Source organism: Chloroflexota bacterium (assembly GCA_014360825.1).
Lineage (GTDB): Bacteria > Chloroflexota > Anaerolineae > UBA2200 > JACIWT01 > JACIWT01.
Window position 1 is genome coordinate 93,063 of sequence record JACIWT010000002.1, and the last position, 15,483, is coordinate 108,545.

General features: G+C 57.9%; 17 protein-coding genes. 4 read left to right on the forward strand and 13 right to left on the reverse strand.

Features of this window, described 5'->3' with window-relative positions; all coding sequences use genetic code 11:
- Positions 1–34: 34 nt before the first annotated feature.
- A complete protein-coding gene (locus tag H5T64_01740) occupies positions 35–1,183 on the forward strand; it encodes a hypothetical protein (protein MBC7263060.1) in 1,149 nt (382 codons plus the stop codon).
- Here H5T64_01740 and mnmG read toward each other — a convergent pair.
- From mnmG to H5T64_01760, 4 genes are all read right to left on the reverse strand, one after another.
- Entirely contained in the window at positions 1,176–3,131 is a 1,956-nt protein-coding gene (gene mnmG / locus H5T64_01745) for a tRNA uridine-5-carboxymethylaminomethyl(34) synthesis enzyme MnmG (protein MBC7263061.1), read from the reverse strand. The genes H5T64_01740 and mnmG overlap by 8 nt on opposite strands.
- 5 nt (positions 3,132–3,136) lie before the next feature.
- On the reverse strand, positions 3,137–3,730 hold the full coding sequence (locus H5T64_01750; protein ID MBC7263062.1) for an NUDIX hydrolase: 594 nt from the start codon (positions 3,728–3,730) through the stop codon (positions 3,137–3,139).
- A 147-nt stretch (positions 3,731–3,877) separates the two neighbouring features.
- Complete coding sequence (locus tag H5T64_01755) at positions 3,878–4,093, reverse strand: cold-shock protein (GenBank protein MBC7263063.1); 216 nt, start codon at positions 4,091–4,093, stop codon at positions 3,878–3,880.
- A 204-nt stretch (positions 4,094–4,297) separates the two neighbouring features.
- On the reverse strand, positions 4,298–5,014 hold the full coding sequence (locus tag H5T64_01760) for a TVP38/TMEM64 family protein (GenBank protein ID MBC7263064.1): 717 nt from the start codon (positions 5,012–5,014) through the stop codon (positions 4,298–4,300).
- 113 nt (positions 5,015–5,127) lie between these two features.
- Here H5T64_01760 and H5T64_01765 point away from each other — a divergent pair, with 113 nt between their 5' ends.
- From H5T64_01765 to H5T64_01775, 3 genes are all read left to right on the forward strand, one after another.
- On the forward strand, positions 5,128–5,871 hold the full coding sequence (locus H5T64_01765; protein ID MBC7263065.1) for a class I SAM-dependent methyltransferase: 744 nt from the start codon (positions 5,128–5,130) through the stop codon (positions 5,869–5,871).
- A gap of 14 nt (positions 5,872–5,885) precedes the next feature.
- Entirely contained in the window at positions 5,886–6,548 is a 663-nt protein-coding gene (locus H5T64_01770) for a hypothetical protein (GenBank protein ID MBC7263066.1), read from the forward strand.
- 82 nt (positions 6,549–6,630) lie between these two features.
- Positions 6,631–7,791 (forward strand): CapA family protein, encoded by a 1,161-nt coding sequence (locus H5T64_01775; GenBank protein MBC7263067.1) that lies wholly within the window; start codon positions 6,631–6,633, stop codon positions 7,789–7,791.
- Between the two features lie 6 nt (positions 7,792–7,797).
- Here the strand turns inward: H5T64_01775 and H5T64_01780 are convergent, their stop codons facing one another.
- From H5T64_01780 to H5T64_01820, 9 genes are all read right to left on the reverse strand, one after another.
- Positions 7,798–8,403 (reverse strand): GNAT family N-acetyltransferase, encoded by a 606-nt coding sequence (locus tag H5T64_01780; protein MBC7263068.1) that lies wholly within the window; start codon positions 8,401–8,403, stop codon positions 7,798–7,800.
- Between the two features lie 21 nt (positions 8,404–8,424).
- Complete coding sequence (locus H5T64_01785) at positions 8,425–8,922, reverse strand: hypothetical protein (protein ID MBC7263069.1); 498 nt, start codon at positions 8,920–8,922, stop codon at positions 8,425–8,427.
- A gap of 46 nt (positions 8,923–8,968) precedes the next feature.
- Positions 8,969–9,622, reverse strand: a complete 654-nt coding sequence (locus H5T64_01790) for a glycosyltransferase family 2 protein (GenBank protein ID MBC7263070.1) — start codon at positions 9,620–9,622, stop codon at positions 8,969–8,971.
- Between the two features lie 169 nt (positions 9,623–9,791).
- On the reverse strand, positions 9,792–10,091 hold the full coding sequence (locus H5T64_01795; GenBank protein ID MBC7263071.1) for a hypothetical protein: 300 nt from the start codon (positions 10,089–10,091) through the stop codon (positions 9,792–9,794).
- Entirely contained in the window at positions 10,088–11,461 is a 1,374-nt protein-coding gene (locus tag H5T64_01800; GenBank protein MBC7263072.1) for a hypothetical protein, read from the reverse strand. The genes H5T64_01795 and H5T64_01800 overlap by 4 nt, the downstream gene beginning before the upstream one ends.
- 69 nt (positions 11,462–11,530) lie before the next feature.
- Positions 11,531–11,719, reverse strand: a complete 189-nt coding sequence (locus H5T64_01805; GenBank protein ID MBC7263073.1) for a hypothetical protein — start codon at positions 11,717–11,719, stop codon at positions 11,531–11,533.
- A 150-nt stretch (positions 11,720–11,869) separates the two neighbouring features.
- Complete coding sequence (locus H5T64_01810) at positions 11,870–12,811, reverse strand: ABC transporter permease (protein MBC7263074.1); 942 nt, start codon at positions 12,809–12,811, stop codon at positions 11,870–11,872.
- Positions 12,793–13,881 (reverse strand): ABC transporter permease, encoded by a 1,089-nt coding sequence (locus H5T64_01815; GenBank protein MBC7263075.1) that lies wholly within the window; start codon positions 13,879–13,881, stop codon positions 12,793–12,795. Before H5T64_01815 ends, H5T64_01810 begins: the two co-directional genes overlap by 19 nt.
- On the reverse strand, positions 13,878–15,380 hold the full coding sequence (locus H5T64_01820) for an ABC transporter ATP-binding protein (protein ID MBC7263076.1): 1,503 nt from the start codon (positions 15,378–15,380) through the stop codon (positions 13,878–13,880). Before H5T64_01820 ends, H5T64_01815 begins: the two co-directional genes overlap by 4 nt.
- Between the last annotated feature and the right edge of the window lie 103 nt (positions 15,381–15,483).

Genomic DNA, 15,483 nt, shown 5'->3' on the forward strand with positions numbered 1-15,483 from the left:
GAATGACCACACGCTCCCGGGAAGGGGATTGTCTTTGTTGCGCATAGGGTTGGTGGCATTGCTCGTGGCATGTATTTTCATCACCTGTCCCATAGCCCACGCTACGGGGCCTACCAACGTTCACCTGGAAATCCACCCCACCAATGTTTCGAACTCACCCCAGATCTCCCGCAGCCCATCCATAGCCGTTGATAGCCATGGGATCATCCACATCGCTTGGGAAGAGGGCATTCCATCTCAAATCTACTACAGTTACAACGCTGGCAGCGGATGGGCCGTCCCTCAACGAGTCACTACAGGCGAGCAGCCAGCCATTGCTGTGGACCCAAGGGATGTAGTGCATCTGGTCTTCGTGAACGAGATTTTCGGGAACTACAATGTCCGCTACGTTCGGCGGACAGACAGCGGCTGGACTATCCCCGTGATTGTAGCCAGCACATCCGGCATTTCCAGCGCACCAGACCTGGCAGCAGGCGATGGGGGCATGCTCTACGCCGTCTGGACTGACAACACTCCTGGCTATAATGTGATCTATTACGCCGAATATTCGGGGACGATTTGGATGAACTGGTACCCTATCCCCAGTGCGCGGGGCAGCGTGCCGGCCGTTTTCTACCGGCAGGGCATCGTTCATGTCGTGTGGCAGGATCGCGACACTCCCGCAGATCCCTACGAGATCTACTACACTCAGAAGAGTGAAGGTGGATGGACGGTGCCTGAGAATCTCTCCGATACGCCGTCACAGCAGTCCATCATTGCGGATTTGGCCGTCGATTCCTCAGGACGAGCGCATGTGGGATGGCAAGAGCAATTATCAGGGATTTACAACATCTACTATACCCGTGGTACGCCCGGCCGCTGGACTGCACCGGAGAATATCTCCGGCTCGACTTCAGATGCGGCTCTGCCCGCGATCACCGCTGATGCAGAAGAAGACATCCATGTGGTTTGGGATGAATCTGTTTGGCTGAAATATCGGCACTTTTCGGCGCCGGTCGCGTCGTGGGGGCCCGTTGTGGGTTTGTGGGGAACAGAAGGCATCGCCGACGCGACTATCGCCCTGGGTCGAGATCAGGTCCCGCGGGTTGCGTGGGCGCAACGAGACCCGGGAGGCGATTGGGAAGTCTACGAATCTCCCCTGGCCTATTGGCTGTGGATGCCACAGGTGTTTTGTACTAGGTAGTCTTAGCGGCCGCGCCCCCTCGCCTTTTCAGGTGCACCAATAGCACCGAGATATCTGCTGGATTGACACCCTGAATACGGGATGCCTGGCCCACGGTTGCTGGCCGAAAGCGGTTCAGTTTCTCCCGCGCCTCGTTGCGTAAGCCCACTATCTCCGTGTAATCAAAATCCTCTGGGATGCGCCATTCCTCCAGCCTGCGCATCCGCTCCACTTCGTGTTGTTGTCGCTCGATGTATCCAGCGTACTTCGCCTCGATGATTACCTCCTCTATCACGTCAGCAGGCAGGCCCTCGCCCGGGCTCAGGGCACGGATAACCTCGTAGTCTGCATCCGGTTGGCGAAGGTATTGCAGCGCATTGACCGCTTTGTCCGGTGCCTGCAGGCCCAATTCGAGGAGTCGGGTTACGTCCTCAGGCGATGGATTGAGCCAGGTATTTGCCAGGCGGGTCAACTCGCGTTTCACAGCCTCTTGACGAGCCTGCACTGCTTGGTAGCGCTCTTGGGGCACCAATCCCACTTGATATCCGATCGGTGTCAGGCGTAGATCGGCGTTATCCTGGCGCAGTAACAAACGATGCTCGGCGCGACTGGTCATGATACGGTAGGGCTCGTCAATGTCTCGGGTTACCAGGTCGTCAATCATCACCCCGATGTAAGCCTGGTCACGGCGCAGGATGAGGGGCTCACGCCCTTGGAGGTAGCGGGCGGCATTGATCCCCGCGATCAGCCCCTGCGCCGCTGCTTCTTCATAGCCTGAGGTCCCATTGATCTGTCCAGCGTGGAAAAGCCCCCCAACATGCTTGGTCTCTAGGCTGGCCTTCAACTGGCCGGAAGGAACATAGTCGTACTCGATTGCATAACCTGCGCGAGTGATACGGGCGTCGCGCAAGGCAGGAATCGAATGTAGCATCTCCCGCTGCACATCCTCGGGCAGGCTGGTGAACATTCCCTGTACGTAAACCTCGGTAGTGGCAAAGCCCTCCGGCTCCAGAAAAAGTTGATGCGACGTTTTGTCTGGGAAGCGGACGATCTTCTCCTCGATGGAGGGGCAATATCGTGGCCCAGCGCCGGCAATGAAACCCGAGGCAATGGGCGAACGCGAGAGGTTTTCGCGCACAATGCGGTGGGTTTCTTCATTGGTATAGACGAGGTAACAGGGGAGTTGGGGGCGCCAGGACGTGCGATGTGGTTGTGGGTAAATTGGATTTGGCGGAGGGAACGGCACAGTGGGCACCGTTTCGCCACGCGCGGCCAAAGCCACATGCTCGAAACTGAAGTAGAGTGGCTCATCGCTCCCTACCTGGGGGGTAGTCTGGGAGAAGTCTATAGTGCGGGCATCTATGCGGGGTGGCGTATTCGTCTGGAGGCGACCTAGGGTGAAACCGAGTTCCTCCAGTGACGCCGAAAGGCCCACCGCCGGGAATTCTCCTGCCCGGCCAGCAGGGAAGGCGACTTCGCCACTCAGGATACGACCGCGCAAGAAAGTACCCGTGGTCAACACCACCGCTCGGGCTCGGTAAGTCTCGCCAGCTCGGGTGATGACCCCTGTTACATAGTCTCCCTGTACCGTGAGTTTCTCCACCAGATCCTGCTTTAGGTCCAGGTTGGGCGTATTCTCTAACGTATGCTTCATGTTGAGCGAATAGAGGCGCTTGTCAGCCTGGGCGCGGAGGGCGCGCACCGCCGGACCCTTAGAAACGTTCAGCAGGCGGATTTGGATGAAGGTGCGGTCTATGGCCCGGCCCATCTCACCGCCTAAGGCATCAATCTCTCGCACCAAATGCCCCTTGCCGGGCCCACCGATGCTCGGGTTGCACGGCATCTGGGCGATCAAGTCTAGGTTCATGGTCAGAAGCAGTGTGCGGCAGCCCATCCTCGCGGATGCCAATGCCGCCTCGCATCCGGCGTGACCTGCTCCCACCACGATGACATCGTATTCGCCACCCAGACCCATCAGGCTGATCCTTCCCGTTCCTCTTCGGGCCAATGTCTTGCTGCTACACGGTGCGCAACCGCCCGAAAGCGGCCCCAATCTCGCCAGCGACCAGACAATGATTCCAGTTGCTCCGCTATCGCAGTAAGATCCGCGAGCGGTACCTCTCGATACTCGGTGATGCGCTCTCCTTTGTCTTGTGCCGACACGGCTTGCTCCGACGAGGCCACAACGAAAAGATAGGAGACGAAGGGCAACCTGTCTCCTTGACACAGGAAATCATAGGTTACCAAAGCCAAAAAGCGTTGCACCGTTACAAGTAAGCCTGTTTCCTCCGTTGCTTCGCGGTGCAGGGCGGATAGTATAGATTCGCCATGCCGAATCCCGCCACTGGGGACGCGGTAGATGCCCAGCGGGTAGAAGTCTTTGCGATGCAGGAGCACTTTATCGCTTTTTCTCAAGAGAAAGAAGACCACTTCGCCGCGGTGTTCCCGGGTCCTTTCCTTCCAATATGCCAGCGTCTCGGCCGCGACGTCCAAGTAATGATGTTCCCGCCAGGGCTGACCGTACTTTGCGGACAGCGCTGCTATCTCGCGCTCATCAATGTGTGCCACATTCATTCTCCTATACGATTATAGCCTAACTTGTGAAGGCACAAGAAAACCCCCTCGCTATGGAGGGGGTTTCGGAATGCGGTGCCACTGCTGCAGAACTCGGTGCCAGGGGCGCGCGAGTCCGTAGTTCAGTGCGACCAGCGCTTCCTAGCCCAATTTGACCACATTCGCGGCCTGTGGGCCCTTCGGGCTATCCTCGATGGTGAACTCTACTCGCTCACCTTGTTCGAGGTTGCGGAATCCTTCTCCAGCGATGGCCGAGTAATGGACGAACACGTCCTCCGTCCCGTTCTCGGGCTGGATGAATCCGTAGCCCTTCACGCGGCTGAACCATTTGACAGTGCCAACGGTTCGCTCTGCCATTTTCCTGGTACCTCCTTCGTGCTTTCCAGCATGGGTTTGTATCAATCTGGCCTATAGGCCAGGGGAACTCGCTACAGATCCATTTCTGAGCAAAGAAAAAGCCGCCAAGGCCCCTGCACATGCCTTCGCGGGCATGTTCGACTTAAAAGATGCCATACATGCTATACTCACCTGATTCTATACTACAACAGAATCCCTTAATTGTCAAAAATCACCCTGGGCGCAGTTGGAGCCCCGTCCCCTTCTCGATAATAGCCGGAACATCGCTTCCTCGATGCGCTGCTGGTATTGCCAGAATAGTATTGCTCCCACCGCGCTCCCCACCCCTATTACCGCCCACTGCGCCGTCGAAAATCCTCCCATCCCAGCGCCAATCAAGTTCGACACTGCTAACCCTGGCAATCGTCCCACGAGCGATGCCAATACCAGGCTGGGTAGGGGCAGCGAAGTGAGCCCCGCCGCATAGCAAGCCACGTCGTCGGGCAGGAAGGGCAGGAGGAATACCAGAAAGAAGAAAGCCAGTCCGCGTTCCCGCGCCCCCTCATCTATCCGCGACAAAATGTCAGGGTTCACCAACCGTTCTACCAGTGGGCGACCGAGGATTCGGGCTAGGAGAAAAGCCAAAAGTGATCCCAGCGTGTTGCCGATGGTGCTGTAAAGCGTCCCCCAGAGCGGGCCAAAAAAGTAGCCACTGGTCAAGCCTAGTATCTGGCCGGGGAGGGGAGCCAGGAGTATTTGGGCCACCTGCAAGGCGATGAGCACCAACGGCGAGTAAGGGCGGTACCTGGACAGAAGGAGACGGAGTGGTTCAGGATCGCGGAACAGAACCGGGAATTGCCTGCCCCAAAGAGCAAACGGCACGATCAGCGCCGCGAGGATGATGCCTGCCAGGATGACAGTCCACGCCCTTTTTTGATCCATCTCACAGCCCCCTCATTACAGTATAAAGTATTCGGATGGGGGCGCAAAACCACTTTGTCTCATCACCGCGTCGCCATTTTGTCCGCGCCGCCAGCGAGGATATAATCCGAATTATGACCATCTACGATCGTTACGCAGAGGTCTATGACCGTTCCGGGCAGATCGCCTTCAGCCTGAAGATGATCCCGTACTTGGACGCGCTCCTGGCCCGCCACAATTTCACAGGCCACACCGTCCTCGACTTGGCCTGTGGGACCGGCACCGTGGCGTTGGCTTTCGCCCGGCGCGGGTTAAAGGTGTATGGTGTGGATGCCTCGGAGAAGATGTTGGCTCAAGCACAATCCAAGATGCGTGACACGGGCCTCCACATCATCCTCAGCCAGCAAGATATGCGCTCCTTCGCCTTGCCACAGCCAGTTGACCTTGTCACGTGTCTATACGATAGTCTGAATTATTTGCTCAGTTTTGACGACCTGCTGGCTACGTTCGGCCGGGTGTCGGCAACGATGCTCCCCGGAGCCCTTTTCCTCTTCGATATGAACACCGAGCACACCTTGCGCGAGGTGTGGGACAACAATGTCTTCTACATCAATGACGATGACCTCTCCATCATCCTGCGTAGCACCTACGATGAGGCCGCCCGCCAATCCCACGTCCAGGTAATCGGCTTCATCAGGGTGGGCGACAAATACGAGCGTTTCGAAGAGTGGCACACCGAGGTGGCTTACTCCGAAGAGGAAGTCGAAAGGGCGTTGCGCGAGCAGGGCCTGGAAGTGGAAGCGAAGTACGAATGCTTCACCTTCGACCCGCCGCCAGGCGAAACTTCCAAGCGCATTATGTGGGTGGCGCGAAAATAATAATGAGGAGATAAGTGGCATTGTTATACGCGTTGGGAATGATCGCAGCCTTGGGCTACTGGCTACAGCGGCTCCGCTTCCTGACCCTGAAATTACACCGGTGGGTGCCCATCGGCCTCGTAGCAATCATCGCGCTCTCTGCCTGGCGGGGCTGGCAACGGGGATTTGGGTGGCCCGAGACAGTGGCCATCGCTATCTGCAGCGTGATGCTGGCGCTCTTAAGTATGGCCCGGGCCAGGCGCTTCGTTGTCTTTCGCCGCTGCGACAATCCGGCGGTGTCAGATGTCAAGGAACTGGCAACCGAGGAGAAGGCGTTTATGCGCGCCACCGGTTACTTTGAGGTGGGAGGGAAACGGCGTTATCTTGTTGAGGCGCCCGCCGTCTTTTGGACGACGGAGATGGACGAACACATCGTGGCGGCAAAGGTAACTGGCGTGAATCTGCTGGGAGTGCTGCACTCGCCGTTGGATGAAGTGGGTTGGTGGTACTTGTTTTTGGTGCCGCGAACGGTGCGCAGCATTTCGGCAGGACGATTGTACTTTGGGTTTGGTGCGCGGCCAGCCATCGAAGTGCGGTTCCAGGGTCAGAAGGCTGAGGAATCGCTGGTTTTGTCATTCAACGACAGCTCGGTGCAGAAGCGATTGTTGCGAGAATTACAGGCGCGGGCTGGGCTGTGAAAGCGGTTGCCTGCCGCAAGGGAATCTCTTGGCCGAGATGGTAGGCTGACCGTGCAGGGCTCTGGATACAAGAGGATCTGCGGTGAAGCAGAGGCACTGGAGCATAGGCCAAATCGCGATAGTAGCAGTAGTAGCCCTGCTGGCAGCAGGCCTGTGGGGCGTGTTTGGCCAAGCAAACAGCGTATCACTGCCACCGCGACCCACTATGACCAAACCTCCACCGCAGTTCACGCCCATGCCTTTGCCGACATCCACGCCACTCTTCCTCACCTCCAACCCAATGCCTCCTCTAACCCTCGACGATGTTTTCCCACCCCGCGACCTCTCCGCTTGGCCCTTGGACCCTGCGCGGCTGCGCACCCTCATTGCTACTGGCGACGTGATCCCTGCCCGCTACACAGATGCCATCATCCGCTCCCGAGGGGACGATTTCCTTTACCCGGTGTCTGCCACGAGTGAAATCCTATCAGCCGGTGATCTGACCATAATCAATTTGGAAGCCCCCCTCATAGCGAGCTGTCCTTATCATACCTCTGGGTTCGTCTTCTGTGGGCGTCCCGGCTTCACGGTTGCGCTTCAAGCCGCCGGAGTAGACGTAGCCACACTGGAGAACAACCACATCGGCAACTACGGACATTCGGGCATTTCGGAAACCACGGAACATTTGCGGGCCGCGGGAATCGCCTGGGTGGATCGAAACACGCCCGCTGTGGTGAACGTGAGGGGCCTTCGTTTTGGCCTTCTGGCTTTCAATGGAATCGGGGAGCGCATAGACCGTGAGGCCATGACCACCGAGATCCAAACGCTGCGGCCTCAGGTGGATGTCTTGGTGGTGGCCTTCCACTGGGGCGCTGAATACGTCTCACTGCCCCAGTCCACACCGGGCATCGCCGACGATGACCCGGTCGAGATCGCCCACCTGGCCGTAGATGCCGGCGCCGATCTCATCATCGGTAATCATCCCCACTGGGTACAGGCTGTGGAACTGCATAAAGGGAAACTCATCGTCTATGCTCACGGGAACTTCATCTTCGACCAGATGTGGAGCTACGAGACCAGGGTGGGTGTGATTGGTCGCTATACCTTTTACGATCATGTCTTGGTGAGAGCAGAATTTATCCCCGTATTGATTGAGAACTATGCCCAACCAGTACCCTTGGTCGGAGAGGAGGCCCAGGCAGTCCTGGATAAGATGAAAGCGGCCAGCGGGGAACTGGCGCAGAGGGTAACCTCACATCCATAGGGGTGTTTAATCTTTTCTCTCGCGGCGCTTGATCCAATCCGCCCGGTCCAGTTTCATCTCGTAGAAAAGGACCTCGTTAACACCCCCATGGCGGCGGAAGAAGCGGCGGACGTCGCGGTAACGGTCGTCGGCCAGGAAATCCAGGTGTGCGTCGAAGCCTATGTCGCGGTAGCGCATGCCGATGCGTTGGAAGCCGCAGTGCTCGTAGCAGCGCACGGCACGGCGGTTGGGTGCGGCGACGTCCAGGTAGAGAGTGCGGAAGCCCAATGTCTCGAAAAAGTGGGGCAGGAACGTCTCGATGGCATCGGTGCCATAGCCCTGGCCCACCCACTGAGCCCCGAACCCGATCCCCAGCCGTGCGGAGGTCTGTCCCTCGATTTCACGCAGCGACATACGACCGATGAGTTGGCCGGAGCAGTCTTCAATGGCATATAGACGGCGGGTGGGGTCATTGGCATATGAGGTGAACCAGACATCGCCGCCGATGGTATACGGCAATTGGACATCCCATAGAGCGTAGAGTGGGTCATCAAAAGGTGCCCATTCCTCCATGCGGTTCAGGTCCTCGCGCACCATATCGCGGATCACAACCCGGCGACCAACCAACCGCATTCCTCACCCCTTCTGGCTGCCCTATTCTCCAGGCATCAGAGGACAACCCGTCCGCTCTTTTACTACGTTCGCGAATTTCTTAAATTTGGCGATGTCGGTCGTTGTATACAAAGCGAAAGACTGTGAATCGCCTGTGCCTTGGATGAAGATCAAAGGGTCGCCCATCAAATTCGTCACTATGATCACACGATAGGCCGTTACCGAGCCCAGGGCAGTGTCCAGTTGCACATCGGGCCCGTAAGTAGCGAAGACCCGCGGCGCACTCCCGAACTCGGTTCGAAAACGTCGGTCTGTGTAAAAGACCCCGGTGTTCACATTCACTGCCTTGATTAACTCATCCAATACTTGGTGAATGGATGAGAATGACGTGCTGGCGGGTGAAAACTCTCGCACCTCCGAGTCAAAGAAGACCCGCACCTCCTGCGGCTTCGGCCCACTAACGGGCTTATGGTCGCAGGCTCCTAATGCCAAGGCCACTGCCATCACCAGCAGTACCGCGATCCACTTTGTCTTGTGCATGCCTTTCTCCTTCCGAAGTTCGGGGTCCATTTCATCGCTCACCAGGCTATTCATCCAGTCTGGCGAAGCGATATTTGATCAGTGTCTGCAACGCGGGCGGGCCGTCTTTCAGAGGGTTCAGTTTCTTGGCCTGGCGTGGGTGATACCAGATGGGTACCTCGGCGATGCGATAGCCTTTCCGCAGCAATTTGGCCGTGATCTCTGGCTCGATCTGGAACCGGCTGGGACGCAATTTCAAGCCCCGCAGGATTTCCAGCGGCATCATCTTGTAACAGGTTTCCATATCCGAGAGGTGGCTGCCGTATAGGAGATTGGTTACCCAGGTCAGAAAGCGATTGCCCCAGCGGGTGGTGGTCTTTTGGCTTGAGAGGTCGCGTGCGCCATATACTGCATCGCAATCGCCCTGTTGGAGCCGAGCCAGCAGTTTGGGATAATCCCGAGGGTCATATTCGAGATCGGCATCCTGGATGATGGCCACATCGCCAGTGGCGTGGGCGATGGCAGTGACAATGGCTGCGCCCTTGCCCTGGTTCACCCCGTGACGCACCAAGATCATATCAGGACCCACCAAATCCTGGAGTATCTCCCAGGTGCGGTCGGTGGAACAATCGTCCACTACCACCAGTTGTTTACGCAGCGGGATCTCGCGCACTCGCCGCACCAGTTCGGCGACATGTTCCTCTTCATTGTACACCGGCATCAGCACAGAAAGAATGAGGTTCTCGTCCAATTTGTCCTCTCGTGGGGCATACGCGAAGTCTCAAACTCAAGATGATTGTACCGTAAGCGAGGGTTGTTGTCAATCTGAACCACTGCTTAGAAAGGGTATGAAGACGCAAGGGGCGGGTTCCAAACCCGCCCCTTATACTTTACCACCCGTAGTTTTTCAGCACAATCGGCAGGCGAACGTGATATGGGCCGGTCACGGGTGGAATTTCTTCCCCAATCCAGAAGCCGCCGCTCAGAGAGTAGGCGCCGCCGCTCATCCGGCCTGCATCTGGCTGGCCAATCGTGCCGCCCAGGAGATAGGGCCCACCGCTGCTGAAAGTGTAACCACCGCCGTCCACCGTCCACCAAGACAGATCATAAGTGTCGGCCAGGGCGACGGAGGCCAGCGTGAGGAAGATGGTGATAGCAACAGCAAACCCAAGGAGACGGTGCTTGCTCATTGCTCATCCTCCAATGTCAGCGCCATTGGCTCCATGCGCACGTCCTCATAGCCCGCCCGCTTGGCCACGATGCGGTAATCGAAGGCGATGTTGGCCTTGCCCTCCGCATCCCTCACCTCGAAGGAGGTGGGCGTCTTGTTGGCTACGTAAAGGGAAGCCCAGCCATCCACAGGAGTGAGGAAGACGTGGTAGCCGACTTCCAAGTTGACCGTCGCGGCGAAGACGGGGTCGATCTCCACGATGGCCACGCCATCCTGCAGTTGGGCCGAGCCGAAGTCCTCGAACCAGACGCCGGTGCTCTCGATGGCGTACATCTTGCGCGTCCCGTACTCGCCCGCCGCCACCACTGCCGACTTGGCGCCGCTGGCGGTCATGTTACCGGCCTCGTCCACCCAGAAGACCCTGGTATTCACCCCATTGTAGATACCGAAAGTACTAGTTGAATTGTTGTCCTCGTCCAGATGGAGGTGATACTCGTCGTTGCTGAAAAGCAGGATATCGCTGTTAGGATAGGCAGGATCGGAGTAGATGCGACCGTCGTCATTGGCGCTTGAGGTCCCGCCCAGCACCAGATCCGCATCCGCGTTCGCGTAGCCCCGGCAATAGAGGCCGACGCCGCCAGTGGCTGCGTTCTCAAAGTAGCCTCCGTAACCATCGGGGGATTGGGCTTTCCCATAGACAGCCTTGGTCGTGCCAGTGACGGCGCTGGCTAGACCCATTACCCCGGTGCCAGAAGAGCCAGCCGATGTTCCGTACACGCCGACGGCACTTGTACTGTACCCATATACTCCCCACGTCCCAGCGCCATAGACACCGAGGGGGTAGAATATGGGTGGCCATATGCTAGCAATGTAGATGGTGCCTAAATGACCAATGGCATCCCCCGCTCGACCAGTAACAGCCGGTGCTGTGCCACTGATGACCGCTCCTGGTCGTAGGCTGAGGGCATAGGGGGCGGCGGTCAGCGCCTGGCGCGGGGTGAGCGTAGTGTAACTCCCGCTCCCTGCCGGAGAACGCACCGCGATCTGGAGCCAGCGGGCGTCGCCTTGGAAGGCCGTCGCCCCGAAGTCCAGGTCGGGAATAGTGAACACGCCATTGGTCACGTTCACGTTGGTCTTGGTCTGGGTAGTGCCGATCTGTGTGCCGCCCGCGGCCGCATCCCACAGGCTGAACTGGATGTCAGCGGTGCCGTTGACAGGGTTGCCGTCCTTGATCAGCCGACCCTGGTAGGTAAAAGCCGTGCCCACCGGTGTGGCTAAGGTTGTGGCCTCGCCCTGGGGCACAGGTGCCTGGGCCTGGCTCAGCCCCACCGCTAAAATCAGCAGCAGGGCCAGGCAGAGACCTACTCCGAAAAACATGCGCGTTTTCATTTTTCCCTCCTAGGAAATTTTTCTGGCGTGGGGATGCCAGCCCGCCCCACTTGGCCTGTTAAGAAATCTCTAACAGCCTGGGGGCTGGCCCAGGCGGAAAGACGCTATGCCCTTGATGTGACAAACGAAAAGGCAGCGCTTCCGTTCCGAGCGAAAACGCTGCCTAAACTCACCTGCCAGGCCTGACTTGGCCAACGTTGGCACTACCTTATTCTCGCGGACATAGGATGGGGCGTGGTGCGAATCCGGGTCTTCCACGCTCAATCTCCTCTTCACAAAACGATCCACAACGTATTGTTGTCTGCACGTCTCCGGCGCTTGGTCTGCTAGTCTTATTGTACTCCTCACCAGGAGATTGTGTCAATCATACTAATATGGACAATATGGACTCGCTCCGGCGAAATCCTGCTAACGCTCTTCTCTCATATATGGTTGCATCAACGCCGCTGGGGCCCCAATCCGCTTGCGCATTGCCTCGCCAGCGCTGATCAGTAGGACCAGAATGGTGAAGATAAACGGCAGCATATTCAACAGATTGGGCGAGATGCCCAGGGGCTGCAAGCGGTACTGCAAGACCCGCACCCCGCCGAACAGGTAAGCCCCCAACAGAGCGCGCAGGGGGTCCCACATGGCGAAAATGGTCAGGGCAATGACAATCCAGCCGGCGCCAGCGGTCATACCCTCGATCCAGGCGGTAGTATAGACCACCGAAAGGTAGGCGCCCCCCACACCCGCCATCAGGCCGCCAAAGAAGACCGCCAGATAGCGGACTCGGAAGACGTTGACACCCAGCGCGTCGGCAGTGGCGGGACTCTCGCCCACCGAGCGCAGGGTGATGCCCCAGCGGGTTTTGTACATGATAAACCACAGAACCGGCACCAGAACGATGGCCAGGTACACGAGGGGGTCGTAACGGAAGAATAGCGGTCCGATGATGGGCAGATCGCTCAGCCCTGGCACTGCCAGCGGCGCGAACCGCGTGCGGGGCGGCATGCCGATGTACCGCTTGCCCACCAAACCACTCAGACCCAACCCCAGCATCGTCAGGGCCAGACCCGATACCACCTGATTGACACGCAGGGTGATGCTGGCGAAAGCATGTACCAAAGCCAGGAGCCCTCCCACCAGTGCCGCCGCGGCCACGCCCAGCCATATATTGCCGGTGCTGTGCGTGACACCGAAAGCGGTAACTGCTCCCACGATCATCATGCCTTCCACGCCCAAGTTCAGAACCCCGGATCGTTCGGCGGTGACCTCGCCCAGAGTGCCAAATAGGAGTGGGGTTCCAGCCGGGATGGCGGCTCTCAGTACCAAGAGTATGAAGTCCCACATTATGTCTTGCGCCTCCATTCCAAGCGGATCTGATAGCGAGTGAGCATCTCACCCCCGAGCACAAACAACAGAATCACGCCATTGAAAATATACATAGTGGCCACCGGCAACCCCAATGCGACCTGGATAGCATCTCCCCCCACGAGCAGGCCACCGAGCAAGAGCGCAGTCAAGATGACCGCTAGTGGGTTAAGCCGGGCTAACCAGGCAACGATGATGGCCGTGAAACCATAGCCAGGTGAAACACCCTGCGGATAGCGCAGGCGGTAGTGGATTCCGGCGACCTCCCCTACTCCAGCCAGCCCGGCCAATCCCCCGCTGAGCAACATCACTAATAACACCGTTGTGAGGTAGTTCATACCAGCGTAGCGGGCTGCCTCGGGGTTCTCACCAGTGACGCGGATCTCAAACCCCCATTTCGTTCGCTGTATCAGGATGTAAGCCAATACTGCCAATACCACGGCCAGGATGAGGGTGGGGTAGTGGATTCGAGTGGGCAACAGGCGCGGGAGTTGAGCCGAAGGCGAGAACTTGTCTGTGTAGGGGAATCCCATTTCCTTGGCTCCCTTCCAGGGGCCATATACCAGGTAGTTCACCAGTTCGCTGGCGATGTACACCATCATCAGGCTGCTGAGCACTTCATCCACCCGGAAACGGGCCTTTAGCAGGGCTGGGATCATGGCCCACAGTGCACCCCCAATGAAACCGACTGCGAACATACTGGGCAAGAGGAGCCAGGCTGGCCAGTTCGGACGAGCCAGGGCCAGCCCAGTCGCACATATTGCCCCCACCAGCAACTGCCCTTCGGCACCGATGTTATAAACCCGGGCCCGAAAGGCGATGGTCAATCCTACTCCAACTAACATCAGTGGGATCGCTTTGACTACAGTCTCGGAAAGCCCGTACAGGCTGCCAAATGCCCCGCGGAAGATGCGTTGATAGGCCACGATTGGATTCACACCCAGGGCGCGAAAGAGCACAGCAATGACTGCCAGCGCCAATAACAGAGATAAGGCCAATGTCAGATATTCCAGCCCGCGAGGGACAGCCAATCGCTTTTCGAGCCTGAGAGATAGCCAGCCTTTCATACCACCTCCGGCACGGACATTTTCTTTGCGCCGGCCATCATTAGACCAATTGTCTCCAGGTCGGCCTGGTCGGCCGGCAAAATCCCCATGATCTGCCCCTCGAACATCACGGCAATACGATCGCTCAATTGCAACACTTCTTCCAGATCCTCGGAAACCAATAGCACTGCGGTCCCCTGGTCGCGTTGTGCCAGGAGAAGTTGGCGGATGTACTCAGTGGCGCCCACATCCAAACCACTCGTGGGGTGTGCCGCGACCAGCAACGTGGGAGTGTGAGAAGTTTCGCGGGCTAGAATCACCCGCTGGATGTTGCCGCCAGAGAGCAATTTGACCGGCGTCTTCAGGCTGGGAGTGGCTACCGAATACTGGGCAACCAGATGGTCTGCATACTCGTTGATGGCGCCATAATCAAGAAATGCCCCCTGGGTGAAGGGCGCTTGGCAATAATTCCTCAGAATGAGGTTTTCGGCTACACTCAGGCTGGGGACCAATCCGATCAGCCGCTCACCCGGGATATAGCAAACGCCGCGCTCGATCAACGCTCGTGGCGGCTGATTGGTTACTTCCTGCTCCTGGATGAAGACACGACCCTGCGTGCTGGGGCGCAGGCCCACCAGAGCCTCGACCAATTCCCGTTGGCCGTTGCCAGCCACTCCTGCGATGCCCAAGATCTCGCCCGCTGCGATAGTAAAAGAGACGTCCCGGACAGCCGGCAATCCTCTGTCATTTAAGGCGTGCAAACCCTTCACCCGTAGCACGGTCTGACCCACTGGGGCCGGCCTTTTCTCCAGGCGGAAGAGGACTTCTCTCCCAACCATCAATCGGGCAAGGCTGGGCTTATCTGCCTCGGCGGTTTTCAGGGTGGCCACCACTTTTCCCTGCCGAAGCACCGTTACACGGTCGCTGATGTCGAAGACCTCATCCAACTTATGGGTGATGAAAATGACCGTGTGCCCCTCGGCTGCCATGCGGCGGATGACACCGAGTAATTCATCGATTTCGCCGGGGGTGAGCATGGAAGTAGGCTCGTCCAGGATCAAGATTTCCGCGCCGCGATAGAGCGCCTTGATGATCTCCACTCGCTGTTGCTCGCCAGATGAGAGTTGCCAGATACGCGCTTCGGGGTCCACGTGCAGGCCGTACTTCTTGGAGAACTCTTCCAATTTGCGCCGGGCTGCCCGGTCTGGGAAGAAGAAATCTCCAGGTAACCCGAGGATCACGTTCTCAGCCACTGTGTGAGTGGACACCAGCCGATATTGCTGGTGGACCATCCCGATGCCCAAACGAATAGCATCCCGCGGCGAGCGGATCGTCACCCGACGCCCTTTGATATAGATATCCCCTTCATCGGGGCGATAGATGCCGTATAGGATATTCATCAAGGTGGTTTTGCCAGCGCCATTTTCTCCCAGTAAAGCGTGGACTTCGCCAACCCGTGCCTCAAAAGAAATATGGTCATTTGCGAGCACACCGGGAAAACGCTTGACAATGCCATGCATCGCCACTGCGACGTCACTTCCGGCTTGATCAGACACCCAAAATCTCCTTCTTGGCTATCAGATATGGAGCAGGGGACACTTGGCCAGTGCCCCCTGCTTCCTA

Excerpts from the sequence above, each read along its gene's own strand:
- H5T64_01795 (MBC7263071.1), bottom strand. The coding sequence starts at position 10,091 with ATGAGCAAGCACCGTCTCCTTGGGTTTGCTGTTGCTATCACCATCTTC.
- H5T64_01755 (MBC7263063.1), bottom strand. The coding sequence starts at position 4,093 with ATGGCAGAGCGAACCGTTGGCACTGTCAAATGGTTCAGCCGCGTGAAG.
- H5T64_01785 (MBC7263069.1), bottom strand. The coding sequence starts at position 8,922 with ATGCACAAGACAAAGTGGATCGCGGTACTGCTGGTGATGGCAGTGGCC.
- H5T64_01820 (MBC7263076.1), bottom strand. The coding sequence starts at position 15,380 with ATGCATGGCATTGTCAAGCGTTTTCCCGGTGTGCTCGCAAATGACCAT.
- H5T64_01765 (MBC7263065.1), top strand. The coding sequence starts at position 5,128 with ATGACCATCTACGATCGTTACGCAGAGGTCTATGACCGTTCCGGGCAG.
- H5T64_01760 (MBC7263064.1), bottom strand. The coding sequence starts at position 5,014 with ATGGATCAAAAAAGGGCGTGGACTGTCATCCTGGCAGGCATCATCCTC.
- H5T64_01810 (MBC7263074.1), bottom strand. The coding sequence starts at position 12,811 with ATGGAGGCGCAAGACATAATGTGGGACTTCATACTCTTGGTACTGAGA.
- H5T64_01790 (MBC7263070.1), bottom strand. The coding sequence starts at position 9,622 with ATGCCGGTGTACAATGAAGAGGAACATGTCGCCGAACTGGTGCGGCGA.
- H5T64_01800 (MBC7263072.1), bottom strand. The coding sequence starts at position 11,461 with ATGAAAACGCGCATGTTTTTCGGAGTAGGTCTCTGCCTGGCCCTGCTG.
- H5T64_01780 (MBC7263068.1), bottom strand. The coding sequence starts at position 8,403 with ATGCGGTTGGTTGGTCGCCGGGTTGTGATCCGCGATATGGTGCGCGAG.
- H5T64_01815 (MBC7263075.1), bottom strand. The coding sequence starts at position 13,881 with ATGAAAGGCTGGCTATCTCTCAGGCTCGAAAAGCGATTGGCTGTCCCT.